The sequence below is a fragment of the Photobacterium sp. genome, assembly GCF_057456235.1.
This window is the reverse complement of record NZ_JBVCPH010000001.1, coordinates 497,310-522,534: the sequence shown is the minus strand read 5'-3', so window position 1 is coordinate 522,534 and position 25,225 is coordinate 497,310. Positions and strand designations below refer to the sequence as shown.

At 47.6% G+C, this 25,225-nt stretch carries 19 protein-coding genes; 9 read left to right on the top strand and 10 right to left on the bottom strand.

Going from position 1 to position 25,225, the window contains the following annotated elements:
• Positions 1 to 49: 49 nt before the first annotated feature.
• A complete protein-coding gene (gene trxB, locus AC2204_RS02275) occupies positions 50 to 1,012 on the bottom strand; it encodes a thioredoxin-disulfide reductase (protein WP_318923797.1) in 963 nt (320 codons plus the stop codon).
• A gap of 203 nt (positions 1,013 to 1,215) precedes the next feature.
• Entirely contained in the window at positions 1,216 to 2,337 is a 1,122-nt protein-coding gene (ald, locus tag AC2204_RS02270) for an alanine dehydrogenase (RefSeq protein WP_318923796.1), read from the bottom strand.
• A 157-nt stretch (positions 2,338 to 2,494) separates the two neighbouring features.
• On the opposite strand from ald, the gene lrp reads away from it, so the two are divergent.
• The 5 genes from lrp (at position 2,495) to serS (ending at position 10,250) form a co-directional block, all read left to right on the top strand.
• Positions 2,495 to 2,989 carry a leucine-responsive transcriptional regulator Lrp gene (gene lrp / locus AC2204_RS02265; protein WP_007467256.1) on the top strand — a complete coding sequence of 165 codons (495 nt, stop codon included), beginning with the start codon at positions 2,495 to 2,497 and terminating at the stop codon, positions 2,987 to 2,989.
• A gap of 624 nt (positions 2,990 to 3,613) precedes the next feature.
• Positions 3,614 to 6,712 (top strand): DNA translocase FtsK, encoded by a 3,099-nt coding sequence (locus AC2204_RS02260; RefSeq protein WP_318923790.1) that lies wholly within the window; start codon positions 3,614 to 3,616, stop codon positions 6,710 to 6,712.
• Between the two features lie 34 nt (positions 6,713 to 6,746).
• Complete coding sequence (lolA, locus tag AC2204_RS02255) at positions 6,747 to 7,361, top strand: outer membrane lipoprotein periplasmic chaperone LolA (protein ID WP_486766995.1); 615 nt, start codon at positions 6,747 to 6,749, stop codon at positions 7,359 to 7,361.
• 129 nt (positions 7,362 to 7,490) lie between these two features.
• Positions 7,491 to 8,831 (top strand): replication-associated recombination protein A, encoded by a 1,341-nt coding sequence (locus tag AC2204_RS02250; RefSeq protein ID WP_318923786.1) that lies wholly within the window; start codon positions 7,491 to 7,493, stop codon positions 8,829 to 8,831.
• A 126-nt stretch (positions 8,832 to 8,957) separates the two neighbouring features.
• Positions 8,958 to 10,250, top strand: a complete 1,293-nt coding sequence (gene serS, locus AC2204_RS02245) for a serine--tRNA ligase (RefSeq protein ID WP_318923784.1) — start codon at positions 8,958 to 8,960, stop codon at positions 10,248 to 10,250.
• Positions 10,251 to 10,341: 91 nt separating this feature from the next.
• On the opposite strand, the gene AC2204_RS02240 is transcribed toward serS, so the two are convergent.
• From AC2204_RS02240 to metG, 3 genes are all read right to left on the bottom strand, one after another.
• Positions 10,342 to 11,247, bottom strand: coding sequence for a hypothetical protein (locus AC2204_RS02240; RefSeq protein WP_318923782.1), 906 nt, complete (start codon positions 11,245 to 11,247; stop codon positions 10,342 to 10,344).
• Between the two features lie 261 nt (positions 11,248 to 11,508).
• On the bottom strand, positions 11,509 to 12,822 hold the full coding sequence (locus tag AC2204_RS02235; protein WP_318923781.1) for a dicarboxylate/amino acid:cation symporter: 1,314 nt from the start codon (positions 12,820 to 12,822) through the stop codon (positions 11,509 to 11,511).
• A gap of 546 nt (positions 12,823 to 13,368) precedes the next feature.
• Positions 13,369 to 15,414, bottom strand: coding sequence for a methionine--tRNA ligase (gene metG, locus AC2204_RS02230; RefSeq protein WP_318923779.1), 2,046 nt, complete (start codon positions 15,412 to 15,414; stop codon positions 13,369 to 13,371).
• Positions 15,415 to 15,846: 432 nt separating this feature from the next.
• Here metG and apbC point away from each other — a divergent pair, with 432 nt between their 5' ends.
• From apbC to AC2204_RS02215, 3 genes are all read left to right on the top strand, one after another.
• Entirely contained in the window at positions 15,847 to 16,938 is a 1,092-nt protein-coding gene (gene apbC / locus AC2204_RS02225) for an iron-sulfur cluster carrier protein ApbC (RefSeq protein WP_318923777.1), read from the top strand.
• Positions 16,939 to 17,080: 142 nt separating this feature from the next.
• Entirely contained in the window at positions 17,081 to 17,725 is a 645-nt protein-coding gene (gene udk / locus AC2204_RS02220) for a uridine kinase (protein WP_318923775.1), read from the top strand.
• Positions 17,726 to 18,113: 388 nt separating this feature from the next.
• Complete coding sequence (locus AC2204_RS02215; RefSeq protein ID WP_318923773.1) at positions 18,114 to 20,264, top strand: AsmA family protein; 2,151 nt, start codon at positions 18,114 to 18,116, stop codon at positions 20,262 to 20,264.
• A gap of 100 nt (positions 20,265 to 20,364) precedes the next feature.
• Here the strand turns inward: AC2204_RS02215 and AC2204_RS02210 are convergent, their stop codons facing one another.
• A complete protein-coding gene (locus AC2204_RS02210) occupies positions 20,365 to 20,817 on the bottom strand; it encodes a CBS domain-containing protein (RefSeq protein WP_318923771.1) in 453 nt (150 codons plus the stop codon).
• 211 nt (positions 20,818 to 21,028) lie between these two features.
• Between AC2204_RS02210 and AC2204_RS02205 the strand changes: the two genes are divergently transcribed.
• On the top strand, positions 21,029 to 22,069 hold the full coding sequence (locus AC2204_RS02205; RefSeq protein WP_318923770.1) for a metal-dependent hydrolase: 1,041 nt from the start codon (positions 21,029 to 21,031) through the stop codon (positions 22,067 to 22,069).
• A gap of 59 nt (positions 22,070 to 22,128) precedes the next feature.
• On the opposite strand, the gene AC2204_RS02200 is transcribed toward AC2204_RS02205, so the two are convergent.
• The 4 genes from AC2204_RS02200 to cobT all read right to left on the bottom strand — a co-directional run bounded on the left by AC2204_RS02200 (position 22,129) and on the right by cobT (position 25,209).
• Positions 22,129 to 22,563 (bottom strand): phosphate-starvation-inducible protein PsiE, encoded by a 435-nt coding sequence (locus tag AC2204_RS02200; RefSeq protein ID WP_318923768.1) that lies wholly within the window; start codon positions 22,561 to 22,563, stop codon positions 22,129 to 22,131.
• Between the two features lie 123 nt (positions 22,564 to 22,686).
• Entirely contained in the window at positions 22,687 to 23,292 is a 606-nt protein-coding gene (gene cobO / locus AC2204_RS02195; RefSeq protein WP_318923767.1) for a cob(I)yrinic acid a,c-diamide adenosyltransferase, read from the bottom strand.
• Between the two features lie 34 nt (positions 23,293 to 23,326).
• A complete protein-coding gene (locus tag AC2204_RS02190; protein ID WP_318923936.1) occupies positions 23,327 to 24,130 on the bottom strand; it encodes an adenosylcobinamide-GDP ribazoletransferase in 804 nt (267 codons plus the stop codon).
• A 50-nt stretch (positions 24,131 to 24,180) separates the two neighbouring features.
• Positions 24,181 to 25,209 carry a nicotinate-nucleotide--dimethylbenzimidazole phosphoribosyltransferase gene (cobT, locus tag AC2204_RS02185; protein WP_318923765.1) on the bottom strand — a complete coding sequence of 343 codons (1,029 nt, stop codon included), beginning with the start codon at positions 25,207 to 25,209 and terminating at the stop codon, positions 24,181 to 24,183.
• Positions 25,210 to 25,225: the final 16 nt, after the last annotated feature.

Below are 25,225 nucleotides of genomic sequence, written 5' to 3'. Positions count from 1 at the left end.
GAGCAGACTGAAAAGATCTGGCCGTTATTAACAACGGCCAGAAATAAGATTATTTTTGTTGTTCTAATGCATCCAGATAACGCTCTGCATCAAGGGCGGCCATACAACCGGTTCCCGCCGAGGTAATAGCCTGGCGATAGACATGATCCATGACATCACCGGCAGCGAAGATCCCTTCGACACTGGTTTGGGTGGCATTGCCCTGAGTACCTGACTGGACTTTGATATAGCCGTTGGCCATATCCAGCTGGTCTTCAAAGATTGCCGTGTTCGGCTGATGGCCGATAGCAATGAAGGCACCCATAACGTCAATAGTTTCTGTCGCATCAGATTTGGTATCTTTAATGCGAACCCCCGTAACCCCCATATCATCGCCCAGAATTTCGTCCAGAATGCGATCGGTGTGAAGAACGATATTGCCGTTTTCTACCTTATCCATCAGCCGGTTGATCAGAATCTTCTCTGAACGAAATGCGTCGCGACGGTGAATAAGATGTACTTCAGATGCGATGTTGGACAGGTATAATGCTTCTTCAACCGCAGTATTACCGCCACCCACAACGGCAACTTTTTGGTTACGGTAGAAGAAACCATCACATGTTGCGCAAGCTGACACGCCACGGCCTTTGAAGGTTTCTTCCGACTCCAGCCCCAGGTATTTAGCGGAAGCGCCGGTTGAAATGATTAGCGCATCACAGGTGTATTCACCACTGTCGCCTTTCAGACGAAACGGGCGCTGGCTAAAATCGGTTTCATTGATGTGATCAAAGATGATTTCAGTCTCAAACTTCTCGGCGTGAGCTTTCATGCGATCCATTAGGGCCGGACCGGTTAAACCTTCCGCATCACCTGGCCAGTTTTCAACTTCGGTTGTCGTCGTGAGCTGACCGCCTTGCTGCATGCCCGTGATCATCACTGGGTTCAGGTTGGCACGAGCAGCATAAACCGCGGCGGTATAGCCAGCAGGGCCAGAACCGAGGATGAGCAGATTACAATGTCTTACGTTACTCATTACTTCTCCAGGCTGAATGGGATTATTTCTTATTAAGTGGGTGATTGTAGGTAAATTGGGGGCGTAAAGAAAGCGTGTCATTATGCCAAATGAAATACAGTCCAAAAGAGGGCGTAAAAACGAGGATGATCAGCAGAGCAAAAAGGAAAATCAGCAGGAAGATTTCCCTCATACAGTACGTTCTCAGCGAGATGCTCGGTCGATCAATGCATACTGAGGGCAACGGTGGGATCGGTGAAATGAAGATCGAAGGCATCCGCCACTTCTTTACAAGTCACTTTGCCGTGCATGATGTTCATGCCATTTAAGAACCCTTCATCTTCTAGCAGCGCTTTCTTATATCCCTTGTTTGCCAGGTTGAGTACATAGGGCAGGGTGGCATTGTTTAACGCGATCGCTGAGGTGCGGGCAACGGCGCCGGGCATATTGGCAACACAATAATGGACGACATCATCAACAATATAAGTCGGCTCGGTATGCGTTGTCGGGCGAGAGGTCTCAAAACAGCCGCCTTGGTCGATAGCAACATCAACCAGCGCAGAGCCCTGCTTCATGATTTTGACGTGTTCTGCTGTGATCAGTTTGGGCGCAGCAGCGCCGGGGATCAGTACCGCTCCGATAATCAGGTCGGCATCGATAACCAGATGATCGATGGCTTCTGCGGTTGAATAGATGATTTTCGCCCGGCCTTGAAATTCAGCATCTAATGCCCGTAGTGTCTCTATGTTCCGGTCGAGAATCGTGACGTCAGCGCGCATACCTAATGCGATACGTGCAGCATTCGAGCCAACGACGCCACCACCTAAAATGACGACTTTTGCCGGTTCGACCCCCGGTACGCCACTTAACAATAGCCCGCGTCCGCCCCGCGAATTTTCCAGTGTCTGGGCACCTGCCTGAACAGACATTCGTCCTGCAACTTCAGACATTGGTGCTAAAAGTGGTAATGTACCCTTATTATCTGTTACCGTTTCATAAGCAATACAGACAGCTTTACTCTTTATCAGGTCTTTTGTTTGCAGAAGATCTGGTGCAAGATGGAGATAGGTGAATAAAATCTGCCCTTCGTGGAGCATAGTTCTTTCTACTGCCTGAGGCTCTTTTACTTTGACAATCATCTCTGATCTGGTAAAAACTTCTTTGGCGCTAGAAATAATGAACGCACCGGCAGCTTGATAGTCAGCATCGCTCAGGCCAATACCAGCCCCGGCATTGGTTTCGACGAGGACTTGGTGATTGAGTAAGACAAGCTCACGAACGCTCGATGGGATCAGACCCACGCGGTATTCATGGTCTTTGATTTCTTTGGGTACACCAATGATCATCCTGCTTCCCCCTTGGCATCATAGTGTTATTTGCTATCGGCAAGGTTGTTAATGCGGATCTAATGGCAGTATAGTTTGACTATCAGAGTATTTGATTCTAAATATTGGAAAGTTGTAGTATATTTTTTTGCAAGGAAGTAAGAAGGTGGAATAAAAAATGGTAGATACCAAAAAGAAACCATCCAAGGAATTGGATCGCATTGACCGTAACATTTTGAATGAGCTGCAAAAAGATGGTCGCATTTCGAATGTTGAACTGTCTAAGCGTGTTGGGCTTTCTCCAACACCCTGTCTTGAGCGTGTGCGTCGACTAGAGCGTCAAGGTTATATCAGCGGCTACACTGCACTGTTGAACCCTCAGTTTCTAGATGCATCGCTGCTTGTTTTTGTTGAAATCACGCTAAACCGCGGTGCGCCTGACGTATTCGAGCAATTCAACAAGTCAGTTCAGGAGCTGGAAGATATTCAGGAATGCCATCTTGTATCCGGTGATTTCGATTACCTGTTAAAAACACGCGTATCTGATATGTCGGCTTACCGTAAACTGCTAGGCGAAACACTACTTCGTCTACCTGGTGTTAACGATACCCGCACTTACGTGGTCATGGAAGAAGTTAAGCAAACTAATAACTTGGTTATTAAAACTCGCTAATGACACTGTGAGCTATCTTTGATGGTGATTCGGTTGCTGGTGGCAGAGTGAGGCGAGTGGATCGGGCGGCGTATGCCGCTCGATTTGTTTCTGGACGTGATACCGACAAGTTTTAACCATCTTGGTATTGTCAGCTCCGACCCTGTTGCGAAGTGATATTTTATTTTTATTAAACGCGATCTATTTCGCTTCTGTTCATTTTTACTTTTCAGGCAAGAATCCGTTGTCATCCGAAGACGTCACTCATCAACATAACTCCCCCCGAAAACATTCTGAATGGTCAGATAATCAATAGATTTGGCAGAACGTTGATAAATTGAGCGATTATCACCGTTAATTAACAAAATGATGAATTTTATCAACGCATACACGTCTACAATACTGAGTTTCAGCGTCTTGCTTCCAGTTTTTGTTTCTTACACTGATAACATCACAAATGATCTTAACTGGTATAAGATAGGGCAGATAGAAACGGATTTTTCTGGGTATACAAATGCAGTCAATAATAAATTAATCAATGAATCAACCAACGGGTGTTGGTGGCGGGTGCTGAGATAGCCCGTTTTCAAGATTGGTTATGACGCCGTTTTTTTTGTTATTAAAGTAGAAACACCGGAGTTTTTTTTGAGGAAGGTTAAAGGCAAACAGCAGCCCAAAGCGCGTCTTTCTGGCGGACAGCGCATTCTTGAGAGCTTTCTAATTATCGGCATTCTGGCCGCCATTTTTATCATGGTGGCATTGGTAAGCTTTGATCCCGCCGATCCGTCATGGTCTCAAACCGCGTGGGAAGGCCCCGTCCAAAATAAAGCGGGGGCCATGGGGGCACTCGTCGCAGATACTTTTTTCTTCGCTTTCGGCTCTCTGGCTTATCTCTTGCCGGCCGCCATTGTGCTGGCCGCATGGGTATTATTCAGCCATCGCAAAGAGCCGAAGTCGATTGATTATACGATCTTCGGAACGCGTCTGCTCGGCTTGCTTTTGCTGTTTCTGACCAGCTGTGGTCTAGCCGATTTGAACTTTGATGATATCTGGTACTTCTCGTCCGGTGGAGTGATTGGTGATGTTGTTTCGAATATGACCTTACCTCTGCTCAACATACTCGGTACCACCTTGGTGATGATGTTTGTCTGGGCCGTCGGCTTTACATTATTTACCGGTATTTCCTGGTTATCCATTGTCGATACATTAGGCGACACGACGTTAGGCAGCCTGTCTTGGTTGCTGAACAAGATCCGCGCTGATAAATCAGAAACCCTGACACCGTTTGCGGCCGATATTCCTGATGAGCAGCAAACCCCATATGCACAGCAGATGATCCAATCTCAGCCAGACGCTGATGATGTGTTATTAGCCTCTTACAGCCAGAAATCGGGAGCAGGAGAGCCGTTTGCACAAGAGGAACAATTATCTGCGCGCCAGCCATGGGAAGCCGAAGCTCCGGCTCCGAGAATTGTAATGTCTGGCCGTGCCCAAACGTCCAGAAACGAAGCCGCCGCGGTTGAAGCCCTGGGCGCCGCTGTGGCTGATGAGCACCTTGCCGGCACGGCGTCGGCGCAACAACGTCCGGATCAGGCAATGCTTTCGCCAGCATCCGTTGAGATCACCTCAACGGTACAGGCAAAAGGACTGACCATTGCCCAATTGGAACGTGAACTGGAAAATGACGAAGATTTTACGGTTTATGTCGAAGAGCAAGAGCCGCTGACAGCTCAAAGTAATGTGTTGGCAGCAGATGGGCCTGCAGCAGAACCGGAAATGGCAGAGCATTCATTACAGGAGCCTTATGAGCCGGCTTTAGGTGACTTGTCGCTCGTTAATAACCGCCCTTCTGCCGAGAAGGCCATCGGGCGTGATCAAGCCACGTATCAGGATTTACAGCAAGACGGCGCTGACATACCAGCAAGCATCGTTTTATCGCAAAATGAGCCAGTTTCGGAGCCAAGCCTTCCTAGGGTGGAGGCCAATCAACAACCGATGGACGCCATGCAAGTCACAGAACCTGAGCAAGCTGCTGTTGAGCGTGGTATCGAACCACACACCAGTATCGAGATCGGCGTCCACGACGGCATGTCGGAGTTAGAACGCGCACAACAAGCCGGCGCAGAACCTATGTCCGATGAAGAGATCTTTTTGCAAAAGATCCGGGACGCGCAAAAAGAGCAAGTCCATGCCGCCGGTCTCGATAATCCGTTTTTAATGAAAAAAGGTCCTGATCTACCTGTTCCGACCTCACCCATGCCAACGATTGATTTACTGGCACCGCCAAAGCAAAACGTTGAGCCGACATCAGAAGAAGAGCTGATGGAAACGGCACGGTTAGTTGAGTCAAAGCTGGCGGATTATAAAATAAAAGCCCGGGTGGTCGCGGTGTGCCCCGGGCCGGTTATTACCCGTTATGAATTGGATCTTGCGCCGGGTGTCAAAGTCAGTCGAATTTCCGGTCTGGCAAAAGATTTAGCCCGTGCCTTATCGGCAACGGCGGTACGTGTTGTCGAGGTTATACCGGGCAAACCCTATATCGGTCTGGAGCTGCCTAACCATAGCCGTGAGACTGTGTATATGTCGGAAGTGGTCGACAGCGAGCGCTTCCGAAATATGAAAGGCGCGCTGCCTATCGTATTGGGTAATGACATAGCCGGTGAAGCGGTGGTGGCGGATTTGAGCAAAATGCCGCACTTGCTGGTCGCCGGTACAACGGGGTCTGGTAAATCGGTGGGTGTCAACGTCATGATCCTGAGCTTGCTGTATAAATGTAAGCCGGAAGATTGTCGTTTCATCATGATCGACCCGAAAATGCTGGAACTCTCGATCTATGAAGGGATCCCGCACCTGTTGACGGAAGTGGTTACCGACATGAAAGATGCAGGTAATGCACTTCGCTGGTGTGTGGGTGAGATGGAGCGCCGTTATAAAATAATGTCTGCGGTCGGGGTGCGTAACCTTGCCGGTTATAATGCGAAATTACAGGAAGCGGCAGAGGCCGGCCATCCGATTTATGATCCGTTATGGAAGCCCGGCGATAGCATGGATGAACATCCCCCGTTGTTAGAGAAAATGCCAAGTATTGTTGTTATCATCGACGAATTTGCCGACTTAATGATGGTTGTTGGTAAAAAAGTGGAAGAACTGATTGCTCGCCTGGCCCAGAAAGCACGTGCTGCCGGAATCCACCTTATACTGGCGACTCAGCGCCCATCTGTGGATGTGATCACCGGCTTGATTAAAGCCAATATTCCAACCCGTATGGCATTTACGGTATCGACCAAAACCGATTCCCGCACCATTCTTGATCAGGGCGGGGCAGAGTCGCTACTGGGAATGGGTGATATGCTGTATTTACCACCAGGTCAGAGCCATACCATACGTGTTCATGGTGCCTTTGCGTCAGATGATGATGTGCATAATGTTGTCAATGACTGGAAAGCCCGCGGACGGCCACAATACATCGACAGTATCTTAAATGCAGAGCAAGGTTCAGAAAGCTTATTACCGGGTGAATCTACATCCGCAGATGACGACCGAGATCAATTATTTGATGAGGTTGCCGCTTTTGTAGCAGAAACACGGCGGGGCTCAGTCTCCGGCGTACAACGCAAATTTAAAATTGGTTATAACCGCGCGGCGCGTATTGTGGAGCAACTGGAAGCACACGGGATTGTGAGCCCTCCGGGGCATAATGGTAACCGTGAAGTATTGGCTCCGCCACCGCCACCAAGGGATTAGCCAGAATGGTTAAAAATATAGGTTGTTGAAAATGATTAAAAAAATAGTAATGAGTTTGCTGGTTGCAGCGCCCATAATCGTTTCCACCGCTGCTTGGGCTGATCCGCAGCAAGAGCTAAGTGAGCGGTTAAATCTAGTGAATGCGTTCAGTGCACAGTTTGATCAACAAGTGCTGAGTCCCGAAGGTGATGTACTGGTGGAAGGTCAGGGCGATGTTGCCATTAAACGTCCGAATCTTTTTCGCTGGAATACCGTCACGCCTGACGAAAACATATTGATCTCAGATGGCAAAACGCTGTGGTACTACAGCCCGTTCATCGAACAGGTCACGGCAATGTGGCTGCAAGATGCCACAGAGCAGACCCCATTTGTGTTGCTGACTCGCAATAGTGACAGTGACTGGGCGCATTACAACGTGGCGCAAACGTCAGATACATTTACCCTGACGCCCAAAGACAACACATCCTCAATGGGCAAGTTTGTTGTTACTGTCGCTAAAAGCGGTGAAGTGCGTAATTTCTCTGTTGTTGAACAAGACGGGCAGCGTAGCAATTTTACCTTCCGCCAGTTCAGTAAGCAGATGCCTGAAGGCGGCATGTTTACCTTTTCGCCACCGAAAGGGGTTGAGCTAGATGATCAGCGCAATTAAGTGTTTCAGCGATGAGATGCGCGTATTCTAGTAGCGAGGATCTGGACCCTCGATCCTCGACCCTATCGCAATTGTTTAAATAGGTGGTACTGAGTACCGCCTTTTTCCGTATTAAAGAGAGTGGTTATTTTGAGTAACTTTAGCCTCGATTTTTCTTCTGACTTTCGCCCGCTCGCAGCGCGTATGCGTCCCCGTACTGTAGAAGAGTACATTGGTCAGCACCACATTCTGGGTGAAGGAAAACCGCTGCGTCGTGCGCTTGAGGCGGGTCATCTGCACTCGATGATCCTCTGGGGGCCGCCAGGTACAGGTAAAACGACGTTAGCAGAAGTTGCGGCAAATTATGCCAACGCCGAGGTCGAACGAGTCTCTGCCGTTACCTCTGGGGTCAAAGACATCCGTGCTGCGATAGATAAAGCCAGAGACAATAAGATGGCCGGTCGCCGTACTATCTTGTTTGTCGACGAGGTGCACCGCTTCAACAAAAGCCAGCAAGATGCTTTTTTGCCGCACATCGAAGACGGCACGGTGACGTTTATCGGCGCGACCACGGAAAATCCCTCTTTCGAGTTGAACAACGCATTGTTGTCACGTGCCCGGGTCTATAAATTGAAATCGCTGGAAACGGAAGAAATTCTGGCGGTCATCGAGCAGGCGTTGGCCGATAAGAGCCGCGGCATCAGCGATACTAATATGCGCTTCGTCGATGATGTAACAGAACGCTTGGCCGAGCTGGTTTGTGGTGATGCCCGTATGGCGCTGAACTATCTTGAGCAGCTCATCGATATGGCGGAAGAAGACGGCAGCGGCATTAAGCAGATCACCTTATCTTTGCTGGCTGAAGTGGCCGGAGAGAAGATTGGTCGTTTCGATAACAAAGGCGATCTGTGGTACGACATGATTTCCGCTCTACATAAATCGATCCGGGGCTCGAATCCTGATGCGGCACTGTATTGGTATGCCCGTATGCTGCAAGCGGGCTGTGATCCGCTGTACGTCGCTCGTCGTTTACTGGCAATTGCTTCGGAAGATGTCGGCAATGCCGATCCGCGCGGTATGCAGATTGCGGTTTCTGCCTGGGATTGCTTTACCCGGGTGGGGGCATATGAAGGTGAGCGGGCGATTGCTCAGGCAATCGTCTATCTGGCATGTGCACCGAAAAGCAATGCGGTCTACGTCGCCTTTGCGAATGCGAAAGAAGATGCCCGTAACCACCCTGATTATGAAGTACCACCTCATTTACGTAATGCACCAACCAAGTTAATGAAAGAATTAGGCTACGGGGCTGAGTATCGTTATGCCCATGACGAGCCTGGTGCCTATGCGGCCGGAGAGAACTATTTTCCACCGGAAATGAAAGAGACACGTTACTATCAGCCGACAAATCGAGGCTTAGAGACCAAAATTGCAGAAAAGTTGGATTATCTTGCTTCTTTAGATGCCAAAAGCTCATTAAAGCGCTACCAATAATAAGGCTTTTTGGGTATCGTTGAACAATTGACGTCAGACTTGCTGGCGTATGGAAAAATAAGATTATTTTGACATGAATTGTCTGAATAACATGCATTTCAGAATATTTAAGAGCACAGGATTAGCATGCTAGATTCTAAATTACTTCGAACTGAGCTGGACGAAACAGCTGAAAAACTCGCGCGTCGTGGTTTTAACCTCGATGTTGAAAAATTACGCAACCTTGAAGAGAAACGTAAGTCCCTTCAGGTAAAGACAGAAGAGCTGCAGGCTCTGCGTAACTCGCGATCGAAGTCGATTGGTCAAGCTAAAGCTAAAGGCGATCATGACGCAGCCGAGAAGATCTTGGCTGAAGTTGCCAATCTTGGTAACGAGCTGGATGACGCGAAAAAAGCCCTTGCTGAACTTCAAATCGAACTTCAGGACATTACGCTATCTGTGCCTAACCTGCCGGATGATTCTGTACCAGCAGGTAAAGATGAAGACGAGAACGTTGAGATCTCTCGCTGGGGTGAGCCAAAAAGTTACGATTTCGACGTAAAAGATCACGTTGATTTGGGTGAAATGGCCGGTGGTCTTGATTTCGCAAGTGCGGTTAAGATTTCTGGTTCACGCTTTATCGTAATGAAAGGCCAATTTGCGCGTCTTCACCGTGCGATTGCACAGTTCATGCTGGACCTTCACACCGAAGAGCACGGCTATACAGAAATGTATGTACCGTACCTGGTGAACAAAGACAGCTTGTTTGGCACAGGCCAGTTACCTAAGTTTGGCGAAGATCTGTTCCACACCCAGCCAGCTACTGAAGAAGGCGTAGGTATGTCACTGATCCCGACTGCCGAGGTACCAGTGACAAACATGGTGCGCGATACCATTACAGACGAAGCTGATCTTCCTCTGAAAATGACTGCTCATACACCGTGTTTCCGTTCTGAAGCGGGCTCATACGGTCGTGATACCCGTGGTCTGATCCGTATGCACCAGTTCGACAAAGTGGAATTGGTACAAATCACCAAGCCTGAAGATTCAATGGCTGCCCTGGAAGAGCTGACGGGTCACGCTGAGAAAGTTCTGCAGTTGTTAGAGCTGCCATACCGTAAAGTGGTTCTATGTACGGGTGACATGGGCTTTGGCGCATGCAAAACCTACGATCTGGAAGTTTGGGTTCCTGCGCAAGAAACTTACCGTGAAATCTCTTCATGTTCTAACATGTGGGATTTCCAGGCACGTCGTATGCAAGCTCGCTTCCGTCGTAAGGGCGAGAAGAAGCCAGAGCTTGTTCACACGCTAAACGGTTCTGGTCTTGCTGTTGGCCGTACGATGGTGGCGATTCTTGAGAACAACCAAGAAGCAGACGGCCGCATCGCTATCCCTCATGCACTGCGTAAGTACATGGGTGAGCAGACTCACATCGGTTAACGGCTCTGATCACCGTATGATCATTACAGCTGTTTACCGCTGGTAGAATACAACCTTGTTAAAACCCGGCTTCGGCTGGGTTTTTTATTGATTATTTAACCCCCGTCACCACTATCCGGCTCTTCTTACTCTTATGTCCAGCTTGCTTGTCTGACTTAATGTCCAGTGGAATAATATTTGCGTCATTGAGATTAATCGCCGGGAAACGGACTGAAATATCATTGGCAATATCCCTTAACATCACATCAAACAGAATAAAAATGGTGTCAGATATTCTTAAGGACAACTGATAGAGTGATTGTTTAGTCATCATCACATCTTCGGAGTCTAGATTGATCTGATCAAAATCGGCCTGCAATTCGTCAAGCATAAAGGCTGGGGGAGTCTGGCGCATGAGCACTGATAATTGCCCTAACCGACGCTGAACCATCTTAATATGGAGTTTGAGTTCTTGTTTTGAACCGGAATTATCAACATTGTAGTTTTCGATGGTGTGGCGAAAGCGACTTAGGCTATCGATAGCATTGAGCGTGATGGGCCAAAACGCCTGATACTGGTTGAACAATTGTTCTTTGCCGGCAGCCAGTAAACTTTGGGTAATAATATCATCAATAAGATACAGAACATGGCGTATAGCTTTGCCATGAATCGCTTGATTACGCCTTACCGAGAAGTGAAACCATTCATTCAGCAGGCTGTTAATACGCTGGCGCAAAATTCGGTGCATCGGCTTATGCGTATGCTCAGCCCGGTTAACTAAGGTTTGTAGCAGGGCTCTAATTGCTTTGGCTTCATTCAGTTCTTTCTGTGCGGGGGAATGGATCTGCGACAGACACTGATGAGATTGCCGGCGGTGAAAGCGTAATAGGTAAATTAGCTGGCGTAATCCAATTACCTGGTCAAATCGTGTCTGTAAGAGATCATTTGTTTGCTTTGACTGCCAGACCAAAAAACTGGTCGCGATCAAAGAAATCGCAAGTAGTAATATTATCCACATAATCCCTCCTGACAGATATTCAAACTTCTGGATATATTGATTCTGCAATATCTGTGCCGAAGAAAAGATAAGAACCGTTTGAATTAGTGCTATTTAAAACAGAGGGTTAACTGTTTATTGTTGAGGGGGAGGTGATGGGGTGTGCGATTTTGGGGAGTATTGACCCAGATTGGTGCAAACGGACTGCTGGATCTGCAGGTATAAAAAAGGCTCCGAAGAGCCTTTTTAAATAGAGTAATCGCTGTCTGCTTGAGTCAGTAATTAACTATGTTTTGTGATTGGATGAAGGTGAAACTCTTCGTCTTTCTCGCCCGCTCTCGGATCGTTGAAGTGTTTGATGTCCATTTCATTTTCAGATTTAGCCACGATACATGTTACCACGCTATCACCCGTGATATTCACGGCGGTACGGATCATATCCAGCAGACGGTCAACACCCATAATCAGCGCAATGCCTTCAATTGGGAGACCCACTTGGTTCAGTACCATTGCAAGCATGATCAGACCAACACCCGGAACACCCGCAGTACCAATCGATGCAAGAGTGGCCGTCATAATCACTGCCAGATAGTCACTCATGGTCAGGTCAATGTTAAAGGCCTGTGCAATAAAGACCGTCGCCACACCTTGCATGATGGCGGTACCATCCATGTTAATCGTTGCACCTAGCGGCACTGTAAATGAAGCAATCTTGTTGCTAACACCTAAGCGCTTGGTCGCTGTCTCCATGGTTACCGGAATGGTCGCATTTGAAGAGGCGGTAGAGAACGCAAACATAATAGCGTCTTCCATTTTCTTCAAAAATATCTTAGGGCTTAGACCTGTGAAGATCTTCAGCATTGAAGTATAAGTAACCAGACCATGGATCAGTAGTGTTGCTGTGAGTACCAGGAAGTATTCAAATAAGTTAAAAATCGCATCCAGGCCTAAGCTGGTGAACAATTTTGCCATCAGGAAGAAGACGCCGAACGGGGCGATGTTCATTAATAGCGCCACCAGCTTCATGATCACTTCATTTAAGTCTGTAAACATGGCAGAGATGCGTTCACCCGGCTTGCCTGCTGCACTGATAGCAATACCGAACAGAATAGCAAAGACAATGATCTGAAGGGTATTACCCTGAGCCATCGCGTTGATTGGGTTTGTCGGGAACATGCCAATGATGACATCACCCAGTGACGGCGCTTCTTTTGAAGCAAAACTGCTTGCTGCGGTTAAGTCAGCACCTGTACCTGGCTGGAAAATTGTACCCATGGCAAGGGCGAGTGTGATAGCAAGCGCGGTCGTTGCCAGGTAAAAAGCCAGCGTTTTACCCCCAAGTCGACCCAGGGTCTTGATATCATTGAGTGAACTGGTACCACATACCAGAGAAACAAAGACGAGTGGCACAACAAGCATTTTCAAGCTTGCAATAAATATTTTACCACCAACGTCGAACAGGCCATTGACAATGTATTCAAAGACAAAAGAGGTTTCAGCAAAAAGGGAACGAATGACAAATCCTGTCAAGATGCCCAACACCATACCGAGAATGACACGGCCGGTAAGCGACATTTTTTTCTTCTGTGTCTTCATGAATAGAACACTCCTTATAATTATTCACTCTGTAAATCATTCATCAGAGAGCGGAGCACATTAGCAGTAGTTTGGGTGTTAAAGCGAAGTAAAAGATGGCTCAAAATGCAAAGGTATGTTTCAGATCACACTTTTTATAGCGGAATAGCGTTCTGAAAACATTAAATTTAACCAAGCTTTAACCTGCGGTTTGATATTTAACCAAATATGATGTTGTTGCGTTGATATTTTAGGATGTTGCTCGCGGAATTTCGAATTACAAGCCATGTTATTGGCTCGATCAAAATTTTCATTAACAACTATAAACAGCAAGTCTTTATTCTACAGCGTGTTTTTCAGCACTAAACGTAATGATTTGGTTAACTATTTCACCAGTCAGGGACGTTTCAGGTAACGCCGCTGCAATTCAGAGTACGGCGCATAGAGGCACTGATATGAATATTTATGCTTAGACTTAAAGTGTGGGAGGGGGCTAAAAGAAACATTAAATAGTGTAAAGAATAAAAAAGGAGCCTCAGCTCCTTTTTCGATTAGTGATGTTAATGATTACATCACACGCATACCAGGCTGGGCGCCTTCGTGTGGCTCAAGGATCCACAGGTCTTTACCACCCGGGCCAGCAGCCAGGATCATGCCTTCAGACATACCAAACTTCATTTTACGAGGTTTAAGGTTCGCTACCATGACAGTATGCTTACCCACTAACTCTTCTGGCGTGTAGGCTGATTTGATACCGGAGAAAACCTGACGCATTTCACCACCGATATCCAATTGGAACTTCAGCAGTTTGTTTGCTTTAGGCACTTCTTCACAAGAAACGATTTTCGCGATACGCATATCCACTTTGGCGAAGTCATCAAACTCGATTTCAGCTTCAATAGGTTCGTCAATAAGAGGGCCGGTCGGTTTTTCTGCGGCTTCTTTTGCTGCTTTTTCTGCTGCCGCATCCTCTTTAGATGCTTCGAGCATGGCTTCTACATGTTTAGGATCGATACGGTTGAATAGCGCCTTGAACTTAGTCACTTCATGATCAGTGAGAGGCTTAGCAATACCCTCCCAAGTTAACGTCTCATTCAGGAATGCTTCAGTACGCTCTGCCAGCAGAGGCATAACCGGTTTCAGGTAAGTCATAAGAACGCGGAACAGGTTAATACCGACAGAGCAGATTTCTTGTAGCTCTTGATCTTTACCTTCTTGTTTCGCAACAACCCATGGGGCTTTCTCATCAACGTACTGGTTGGCTTTATCAGCAAGCGCGGTAATTTCACGGATAGCGCGGCTGTACTCGCGCGATTCGTACAGTTCAGCAATGCGATCAGCCGCTGCAACAAACTCGGCATACAGTTCTGGCTCGGCGAAGCTTTCAGACAGCTTGCCGTCAAAACGCTTAGCAATGAAGCCGGCATTACGAGATGCCAGGTTAACAATCTTGTTGACCACATCGCTGTTTACGCGCTGGGTAAAGTCGTCAAGATTAAGATCCAGATCATCAATACGGCTATTTAGCTTTGCCGCGTAGTAGTAACGAAGACATTCCGGATCCAGATGCTGAAGGTAAGTACCCGCTTTAATAAAGGTACCTTTAGACTTCGACATTTTCGCGCCGTTTACGGTGACATAACCATGCACAAAGACATTGTTTGGTTTACGTAAACCCGCGCCATCAAGCATCGCAGGCCAGAACAGGCTGTGGAAGTAAACAATGTCTTTACCGATGAAGTGATATAGTTCGGTAGAACTGTCTTTGTTCCAGAACTCATCAAAGTCCAGGTCATCGCGTTTGTCGCATAGGTTCTTGAACGAGCCCATGTAGCCGATCGGTGCATCTAGCCATACATAGAAGTATTTGCCGGTTTCACCTGGAATTTCGAAACCGAAGTAAGGTGCATCACGGGAGATATCCCACTGTTGCAGACCAGACTCAAACCACTCTTGCATTTTGTTTGAGGTTTCGGTTTGAAGCGCGCCTGACTTGGTCCACGCTTTCAGCATCCCTTCGAACTGAGGCAGGTCGAAGAAGAAATGTTCCGAATCTTTCATGATCGGCGTTGCGCCAGAAACGGCAGACTTAGGATCAATCAGATCGGTCGGGCTGTAAGTTTCACCACAGTTGTCACAGTTATCGCCGTATTGGTCTTCAGCTTTACATTTCGGGCAAGTGCCTTTTACGAAACGGTCGGGCAGAAACATTTCTTTCTCAGGATCAAACAGCTGAGAAATCGTGCGGCTAGTAATAAAGCCATTATCTTTAAGCTGAGTATATACAAATGATGCCAGCTCACGGTTTTCATCTGAATGGGTGCTGTGGTAGTTATCAAAGCTAATATCAAAGCCAGCAAAGTCCGCTTGGTGTTCTTTGCTCACTTCCGCAATCATCTGCTCAGGTTCCATACCCATCTGCTGGGCCTTAAGCATGATTGGAGTACCGTGTGCATCGTCAGCACAAATGAAATGAACTTCGTTGCCGCGAAGGCGCTGATAGCGCACCCAAATATCCGCTTGTACATGTTCAAGCATGTGACCTAAGTGGATAGAACCGTTAGCGTACGGCAGGGCGCAGGTCACCAGAATTTTTCTTGGATTTGCAGCCATAATTACTTATTTCGCTCATGATGGGTAAAAAGATTTTAAGCTACAAATATTACCTGAAGGGCACGCTATTGCCTAGGGTCTGACAGCGTTATTCGACCTCAATAGCAGCGATATTTAGGGTTTGGTGATACGCTATACCCAAGTTACCTCAAGATGCAGGATTCAGAGTGATGCCAGCCAGTTTACTTCAAGGAAAATGTGCGAAGGAATGGCTGGTCCTTTCGAGTGCATTTGACACAGAAGTAAACTGGCTGGATCACTCCCGAAGGGCGAGTTTTCCAGGTACTAATGTTGCGTTGCTGATTTTTAATGTAGAGCGCTATATCTGCAAATCAGCGCCTGACCTTAGCACCTGGAAATTCTCGCTGAAACGAGCATCTTGAGGTAACTTGGGTATAAACCCGGAATAATAATAACGGAGCGCTATACATTATGGGTAACGACTCAATGATCCGATTTGAAAATGTTGCAGACATCTGCCTATGGCTGAACCATTTTGAGCACCCCTGGCTGCATCACGCATGGGCTGAAACGCCGAATGTGGTGTCGGTTTCGGCCCAGGGATTGGTCACCATTAGTTTGCCTTTTGCGGCCGCAACGGTGGCTGAGCTGTTAGAACACTGGATTATCACCCAGCAACAATTACATCATGTTGCTGCCAATATGGCCTTCACTGTGCAATGTCATGTCGCCCCGCTATCGAGCGGTGATAAAGCCCCGCTGAAAGGGGTAAAGAACATTATCGTTGTCAGCTCAGCCAAGGGGGGGGTCGGTAAATCAACCACTGCTGTTAATCTGGCACTCGGCCTGAAACAGCAAGGCGCAAAAGTCGGGCTGCTCGATGCTGATATTTACGGCCCATCTGTCCCGATGATGTTGGGAACGGTTGATCAAAAACCGCAATCGCCTGACGGCAAGATGATGATGCCGATTGAATCATGCGGTTTGTTTACAAACTCTGTTGGTTATCTGGTTCCCGCGGAGAGTGCGACGATCTGGCGTGGCCCGATGGCTTCAAAAGCACTGACCCAAATTCTGACTGAAACCTGGTGGCCCGATCTCGACTATTTGGTGATTGATATGCCTCCGGGTACCGGCGATATTCAATTGACGCTGGCTCAGCAGATCCCGGTGACCGGTGCGATTGTTATTACGACGCCGCAAGACTTAGCGCTGGCAGATGCGATTAAAGGCATCAGTATGTTTAATAAAGTCGAGGTGCCCGTCATCGGGATAGTGGAGAACATGAGTTACCACATCTGCAGCAACTGCGGCCATCATGAACCTATTTTTGGCACCGGTGGCGCAGAGCGAATGGCGAAGGAATATTCGGTACCGTTATTGGCCCAACTGCCGTTGCATATCAAAATTCGTGAAGATATTGACCGTGGGAAGCCAACCGTTGCAGCCTCGCCTGATTCCGAGCAAGCCGCCGCCTATATTGATCTGGCCGGAGCGGTTGCCAGTCGATTATTTTGGCAAGGTACAGTGGTTGCAGAGCAGATTACTATTCGTACAATGTAACGTTTTGCGTGAAAATCTGTGAAGGATTTCCAATCTAATGTGTCAGGTGTCTCATTTTTGCTGGTATCTGACGCTGTGAATCCCTATAATCAGGCCGTTTAATTTTTCACCTAGCCACGTTGTCTTACAGGTGCTCTTTGATATGTCTGAAAACTCACACCAATGCGTAATTATCGGTATCGCAGGCGCTTCTGCGTCCGGTAAAAGTCTGATTGCCAGTACTGTTTATAAAGAATTAAAAGAAAAAGTAGGCGATCATCAGATCGGTGTAATCACGGAAGATTGTTACTACAACGACCAAAGCCACCTGAGCATGGATGAGCGGGTTAAAACGAATTACGATCACCCGAATGCTCTTGATCACAACCTTCTGTGTGATCATCTGCAACAGCTGATCGAAGGTAAAGCCGTAGAAGTACCTCAGTATAGCTACAGCGAACATACCCGCACGGATGAAACGACCTCAATGACACCGAAGAAGGTGATCATTCTGGAAGGTATTCTGTTGCTGACCGATCCGCGTTTACGTGAAATTATGCACGCAAGTATATTTATGGATACGCCATTAGATATTTGTTTGCTGCGTCGCCTGCAGCGTGATGTTGCTGAACGTGGCCGTACCATGGAATCGGTACTTGTGCAGTATCAAAAGACCGTACGTCCTATGTTTATGCAGTTTATTGAGCCATCGAAACAATATGCTGACATCATTGTTCCACGAGGCGGTAAAAACCGTATCGCGATCGACGTGTTGAAAGCGCATATTGCCAGGCTTCTTAAATCATAAAATTGCTTATTAAGGCTGACGTTGTCAGCCTTTTTTATATCCGTTTTTTAAGCCATCATGAATAAATACGGATAACATGACTATTTAAATGGGCAGCCTATACGGCTGTCTTTTTTTTACTTTACTCATCGCTAACCCCAACCATGTTAATGAATTCTCGCTGAACTCTGCATCTTCGGTGGTTTGGGTATATACTTTCTTTCTTGTCTTTGATGTAAAAGCATTTTTATTTTACGTGCGAATTATGAGCGGTGAGTGTTTGTAGGAAACTAACAATGGTTATCGCTGTCATAAACGGCAATTGGCTAGATTGCCTGACGGATTAATTTACCAGCTTGATATGATTTACCTCATCGAATCAGGAAGAACGGATCACACAGAGGATACAATGAAAAAGCTACTTTATATTTTACTGGCCATCGTACTCATCGTTGTCGTGGGTATTGGTGCTTTACTCGCGCTGGTGGATCCTAACCAGTTCAAGCCCTTGCTAAGCGAACAAGTTAAGAAGGCGACGGGGCGAGATTTGGTTATTACGGGTGACATTAGCTGGCGTTTCTTTCCGAGTATCGGATTTAACCTGGGGGAGACCGAATTTAGAAATCCTGACGGTTTTGCCGAACCGAATTTGGTGAAACTGGGCAATGCAGAGCTATCTGTTTCAGTCATGCCATTATTCTCGCAGCGTCTAGATATTGGCAATATCAGTCTTTATGATGCGCGTGTTTTTATCCAGACACGTGCGGATGGTGTGAGTAACTTAGATGGCTTGGGTGAGCAGCAAGGTGAAGTGAGTGAGCCGGCTACACCGTCCACACCTGCAGAAGCTGAGCCTGAGCCCGTTGGACCTGAAAGCAGTCAGCCGTGGTCAGTCAGCTTAGCGGGTATGGAGCTGGTTAATGCCAGTGCAATCGTTCGGGATGATAAAGCGGGCACCATAACGGAAGTCAGCCGCTTGAACGTCAGTTTGGCTCATTTCGCCCCGGGCGAATGGACCAGTGCTAATTTTGATGTCACCGGTAACAATGGCGAGCTGAGCTTTACGGCCAAAGGTGAAACGGGGCTGCTTATTCTGCCGGGTTTCAAAGATGGCGAGCTGAAAGCATTAACCTTATCTGCAACCGCGAAGGATCCTGTGAATGATATTGAGGTATTTGAGCTAGGCGTTGATAAGTTTAAAGTGGGAGAGTGGTCGACTATTTCCTACAACACCAAAGGGCAGGTGCCAGATCTTGGTTTTGATGCCAATGGTCAGACACGGCTTAAACTCAGCAAAGATTTTAATGTTGCCGAGCTGGAACAACTCACATTGGCGGCCAAACTGAAAGGTAATACGCTTCCCCGTCCGGAGATGACCGTCAAGCTCAATGCAGATGCCAGCTATGATGTGGCCAAAGGTCTGGCAACGCTGAGTCGTTTTGAAACCGCTATCGACGAAATTACGATGAAGGGCAAGGGATCATTCCAGAATGCCGATGTTCCGGCTGTACGATTTGCCGTAAACAGTGACAACATCGATTTGGATGCCTTCCTTGGCCTGAAGCAAGCACCTTCAGGTAAGCCTTCGGCAGAGGATGGCAAGCAGGTTGCACCCTCTCAGCCTGGTTCGCAATCGGATGAAGCGGTCCCGGTATCGGATATCGAGCCGGATCTGTCGGTACTGAAAACACTGGATCTGGCGGGTACGATGAATATTGGCAAATTGAAAGCCGCCAATGCCAGAGTCTCTAACGTGCAGATTGATGTGAAAGTTAAAAAAGGGATACTTACGCTTAACCGCTTTGACGCCAATTTATATGGTGGCTCAGTGAATGCGCAGGCAACGATCGATGCCAATGGCAAGCTACCCAAGTACCAGGTAACCAAGCAGATCAGGGGCGTGCAGGTTCAGCCAATGCTGGTCGACATTGTACAAAACGATACCCTGGCAGGTACCGGGAATATCGATGTTACGTTATCGGGTGCAGGGCTTGCGGAAAAACGGATACGTCAGAATACATCGGGTACGATAGACATTAACTTTGCCGATGGTGCTGTTTACGGAGTCAATATTCCGCAAATGATCCGTGAAGCCAAAGCAACCCTTAAAGGGCGAAAGGCGGAATACGTGAAAGAAGACAAGAAGACCGACTTCTCTGCGTTAACAGCCACCGTTAAGTTAGGCAAGGGGGAGGCCTCAACCAATAACCTGTATCTTGCATCACCGTTGCTTCGGATTGATGGCAAGGGCAAGACCAACCTGATGAGTGAAGCGATTAACTTTACCATTAACACCTCTGTGGTCGCGACCAGCAAAGGTCAGGGCGGGAAAGAGATTGATGAGGTTGCGGATTTAACCGTTCCAATTGATGTTAGAGGTGACTGGAAGCAGCCGACCTTTTCGCTTAACCTGAAACAGTTGCTCAAACAGAACAATGAGTTGGAAGAGAAAGCTAAAAAAGAACTGGATCGTGGTCTGGAGAAGTTGCTTGGCGATAAAGCCAAGGATGACAAAATTAAGGATGCAGCGGATAAATTGCTGAAAGGCTTATTTAACTAATCGCTTTATTTTACCGAACGACGAAACGAAAAGGCTTGCCACAATAGGGCAAGCCTTTCTTTTTTCTGATAAATCTGTATGCCCATTATCCTTATCGGAATTAGGCGGCCGATTTTCGCTTCTTATTGATTTTTTGTGACACCAAAGTGTCCTGGAATGCTAATAACAGATCAACGGCAGATAACATTCCTACCAGCTGCCCGGTTTTATCTAACACCGGAGCCGCCCCAATGTGGTGATTCAGTATCGTGCCGACAGCCTTGGTTAAGGTATCGTAAGTCCGGACATGAATTACATTTTTAATCATCACGTCACCCACATGCAGATCGTCTGTCAGTGCATAGTCATGGCCAATATCAGGTGACTCATCAACCCAGCCCGGTCGGCGTAATTCTCGGTCACTGATAATCCCCCTCAGCTCACCGTCAGCACCGATGACCGGCAGATGGCGAATGGCTTTATCGCGCATCAGAAAGAAAGCCTCACGCAGGCCGGCTTCAGGGGAAATAGTAATTACTTTGCGGGTCATGTATTCCGAGACTTTTGTTGGCATCACATCTTCCTTTGGTGAAAGTGAATGGATGTTGCCTTTCTTACGCTAACCAAATCAAACCGTATGAACTGCGACTCGTTACACATTTTTACTTTCTCTTAACTTTTTTGTCGCTATTATGTGTGGCAGGGTTAAGAAAGCTTATGAATGTTTTACCCTTTGGGATAATTGTGCCGATTGGCCCTATCCAAAGGGGATTAAAGGAGTTGATGTGGATTCGGTTACTCAGGCTGCGCTAGGCGCCACGGTTGCTGCCGTGGTTGCAGGAAAAAAATGTACGCCTAAGGTGTTACTGGCTGGGGCTACTCTCGGCACTTTGCCCGATCTGGATGTCTTTATTGGTTATGGTGATCCGGTCTCTGATATGGTGAAACACCGTGGCTTCAGCCACTCTCTGTTGGTTCTGCTGCCCTTTGCCAGCATACTTGCATGGGGCTGGCAGCGTTATATGGCAACGCGATTGACGTTTCCACGGTTATGGCTGCTTGTCACGGCGTGTCTGCTGACCCATCCCGTACTGGATGGGTTCACGTCCTATGGTACGCAGTTGTTCTGGCCACTGGATGTCAGCGTGGCGATATCGAGTATCTTCATCATCGATCCGCTTTATACCGTGCCGTTACTGGTGATGCTTTCAGCCAGTTTGCTGTGGCGTGAAAAAATGGCAAGGTTATGCGGAATAGGCCTGACCATTTCCACGCTTTATCTGGTTTGGTCAGTCGTTGCTCTCAATCTTGTTGAGTCCAGAATTGCTGCAGACGTCAAAGATACCCCATTGGAAAATAAGCCAATATTTATTGCGCCGACCCCTTTCAATACGGTGTTATGGCGGGTTGTTGTGCTTGATGGTGATACTTATTGGGAAGGACTGACCTCATTGCTGGATGACAACACGGCAATTGATTTTATCTCCAAGGAACGTGGACAGTGGCCGCTAGCAGATAAACCGGATCATCTTGTGATGCTGGAAAAGTTTACCCGGCAGTTTGTGAAGTATCGTCAAATCGATAATACGCTGACGGCAACCGATCTTCGCTTAGGGATGGTAGACTACCTGCCATTTCGTTTTGTCTTTGCTAAGCTGGGGGCAGATCAACAATGGCAAGCACTGGTACCTGAACAACTTGATGCGGCTCGCGTCAGACCAAAGCATTTACCTGCGTTATGGCTGCGCTTATTGGGTAACCAGGACATTAATGCAGACTTATGCCATGTAAAAGAGTGCACGGAAACGATAAATACTCATTCATAGGAGAAGGGAGCGTTCAGCTCCCTTTTTTATGCCTGTTTGTCTGCATTGACTTGGCTGGATTAATCTTCAGGCTGATTTTTGCTCGGATCGGTCACTATCTCGTAAGGCCAGTAATGGTGGCCGATACGGATCAGCAGTGTGGCGGCGGCAAGGATAAACGCGGCCAATGCCAGCCAGACGACCAAAATGCCGTCCAAGTCTTTCATTCCCAGTGTGATATACCGTGCTATCGCCATTATTGCGATATAGATAGGATAGCGAACGGGAATTTTACCGTTAACAACGAATTGCTGCACCATGGCCAATACTTCAAGATAAATAAACATCAGCAAGATATCTGTCAGCTGAATATTACGGTTAACGAGCACATGAATGAATTCATTGATCATGGCAAACAGGGTTGCCAGAGTGATAGCGACTAATAAAATAGCTTCAAGAACATGAAACAATTTCAGAAAACGAGAGCTGAAGGCTTTAGGTAAATGTGATGGCATAAACTCTCCGGGCATAACGCCTGACCGTGTTATTACGGCTTATTGGAATAATTACTTATAACGTAAAGCGAATAGCAAACCCTGCGGCAGTGGGCTTGCACAGCCGCAGGGTGTTGTAAGCACTTACCAGTCGATACCTTTACGGGCTTTAATCCCGCTTTCAAAAGCATGCTTAATGTTTCTGACTTCAGAGACGGTATCTGCCATATCGATTAACGAACGGTGCGCCGCGCGGCCTGTAATAATGACAGACTGCATCTTAGGGCGGTGACTGATTGCTTCAATGACTTCATCCAGCTCAACATAACCATACGTGACCATGTATGTCATTTCATCAAGCAGTACGACATCATAGCTGTCATCGGCCAGCATCTTCTTACATTCGCCCCAGGTCGCCTGTGCTGCGGCTATATCGGTTTCTTTGTTTTGTGTATCCCAGGTGAAACCGGTTGCCATTACCGAGAAATCAACGCCGTGCTGTTCCAGTAATTGACGTTCACCGCAATCCCAGGTGCCTTTTATGAACTGGCCGACGCCACACTTAAGGCCATGGCCAACAGCACGGGCAACGGTGCCGAAACCGGAGGTTGATTTTCCTTTGCCATTACCTGTAATGATCAGAAAAATCCCTTTTTCTATCTGAGCGGCTTCAACACGCGCATCCACTTGATCTTTTACTTTCTGTTGGCGCGCCTTATAGCGTTCGTCTTTAGTGGTTTCGTCAACCATGGGTCTTCCTTTGTTTTTATGTCGAATTTAATTATCAATATGATGATGAAAACAGGGCTAACAAGGCCATATACCCTGATAGTTCGGCAATTTGCTGCGCGGCACCCAGACAATCACCGGTATAGCCGCCCAATTGTTGCTGAAACCATTTACCACACAGATAGCGTATTGCGACCATAACAAGCGTTAAGGTAATCGCTGCGTCAATTGGCAGTAACAGTAACATAACCAGGCCAGTACCGAGTAAAATCCATAGATCCTGCTGGCTTTGCTGATTAGCCAGTGGCTTAACTTTACTTTGCTGATCGGCCCTGACATATGGATATGAAAAAATCAGGCTGGCAGCGCAAATACGGCTTATGCTGTGCATGACGATCAACAGGATTGCCGGCAAGGCTGGATCAATACGTGCCAGTGCAGACAGGCTCACCCATTTACACCCGAGCATCATGACTAACGAAGCAGCCCCATAGGTTCCCAAGCGTGAATCTTTCATGATGTCGAGCTTGCATTCAACCGTCCAGCCACCGCCAAAACCATCAAAAACATCGGCGAGTCCATCCTCATGAAAAGCCCCGGTAGTCAGGATGCTGGTCACCATTGCGAGGGCAAGGGCGAGTTCCGGTGGCCAAATGAGGATGGCGAGTAAGTAAACCGCCGCACTGATCAAACCAATAATAATACCTACAGCACCAAAATAGCGATTGGCCTGATTGAGGTGCTGAGTTGAGTAGGGCGTATCTGCCGGAATCGGGAGCCGGGTAAAAAAGGCCAGCGAAACAAGGAATATCTGCCATTGTCGCTGCCAGCCCGTTGCTTCGTTTCGTGCCGGTGGCATGGCCGTCTGTTCTTGTTCTGATGGCGCGTGCTGTTCAGTGTTTTGCTGGCTCACACCGTGACTCCTGCATCGGTGAAGCTGGCCATTTCGTTATAGAAAGTACAGGCTGATTCGATAATTGGCAGTGCCAGGGCTGCACCGGTTCCCTCGCCCAGGCGTAGCCCCAGGTTTAATAGTGGGGTCGCTTCAAGGTGCTGCAGCATACGCTGGTGGCCAGACTCTTCAGAGCAATGACAGTAAATGAAATAAGCGTTCGCTTCGGGATGCATACTGACAGCAATCATTGCCGCAGCGGTTGAAATAAATCCATCGACGAGTACCACCATTTTATTTTCGGCCGCTTTCAACATACCGCCGACAATTTGAGCAATTTCGAATCCACCGATGCTTGCAAGTATATGCAACGGATCATTAAAGCGGTCTTGGTGCAGGTCGAGAGCCTGAGTGATCAGATCAACTTTACGCTGCAGCTGCTGATTATCGATCCCGGTACCGCGGCCGACGCATTCATCGGCAGGAATACAGAGCAAAGCTGCCATAATTGCCGACGCACTGCTGGTATTGCCGATCCCCATCTCACCAAAGCCAACCAAATTACAGCCTTGCTGATAAAGTGCATCAACGACATCTGCACCGTACTGTATGCCTTGCAGTGCAGTATCGACGGGCATTGCAGGTTGCTGGCTGAAATCAGCGGTACCATGGCCCAGACGGTGTTTGATCAGGTTGTGATGATCTTCGGGTTCAACCTTAATTCCGGCATCAATGACTTTTAATACCATATTATTGGTTCGGCAGAAGCAGTTGATGGCTGCACCTCCGGCAAGAAAGTTAGCGACCATCTGTCCCGTGACTTCGCTTGGCGCGATGCTCAGGCCATGCCGGGCAATTCCATGATCGCCAGCAAAAACCAGCAGGTGAGGCTGGTCGACCGAAATTGTTTCAGTCTGCTGAATGAGCGCTAGCTGCATCGCAACGGTTTCTAACTGCCCTAGAGAACCTAATGGCTTGGTTTTATTGTCAATTTTATCCTGGATCTGTGCTGAAAGCATGGTGTCTGGTCGGGTGATGGTAAACATGGAACCGCTCTCCTTG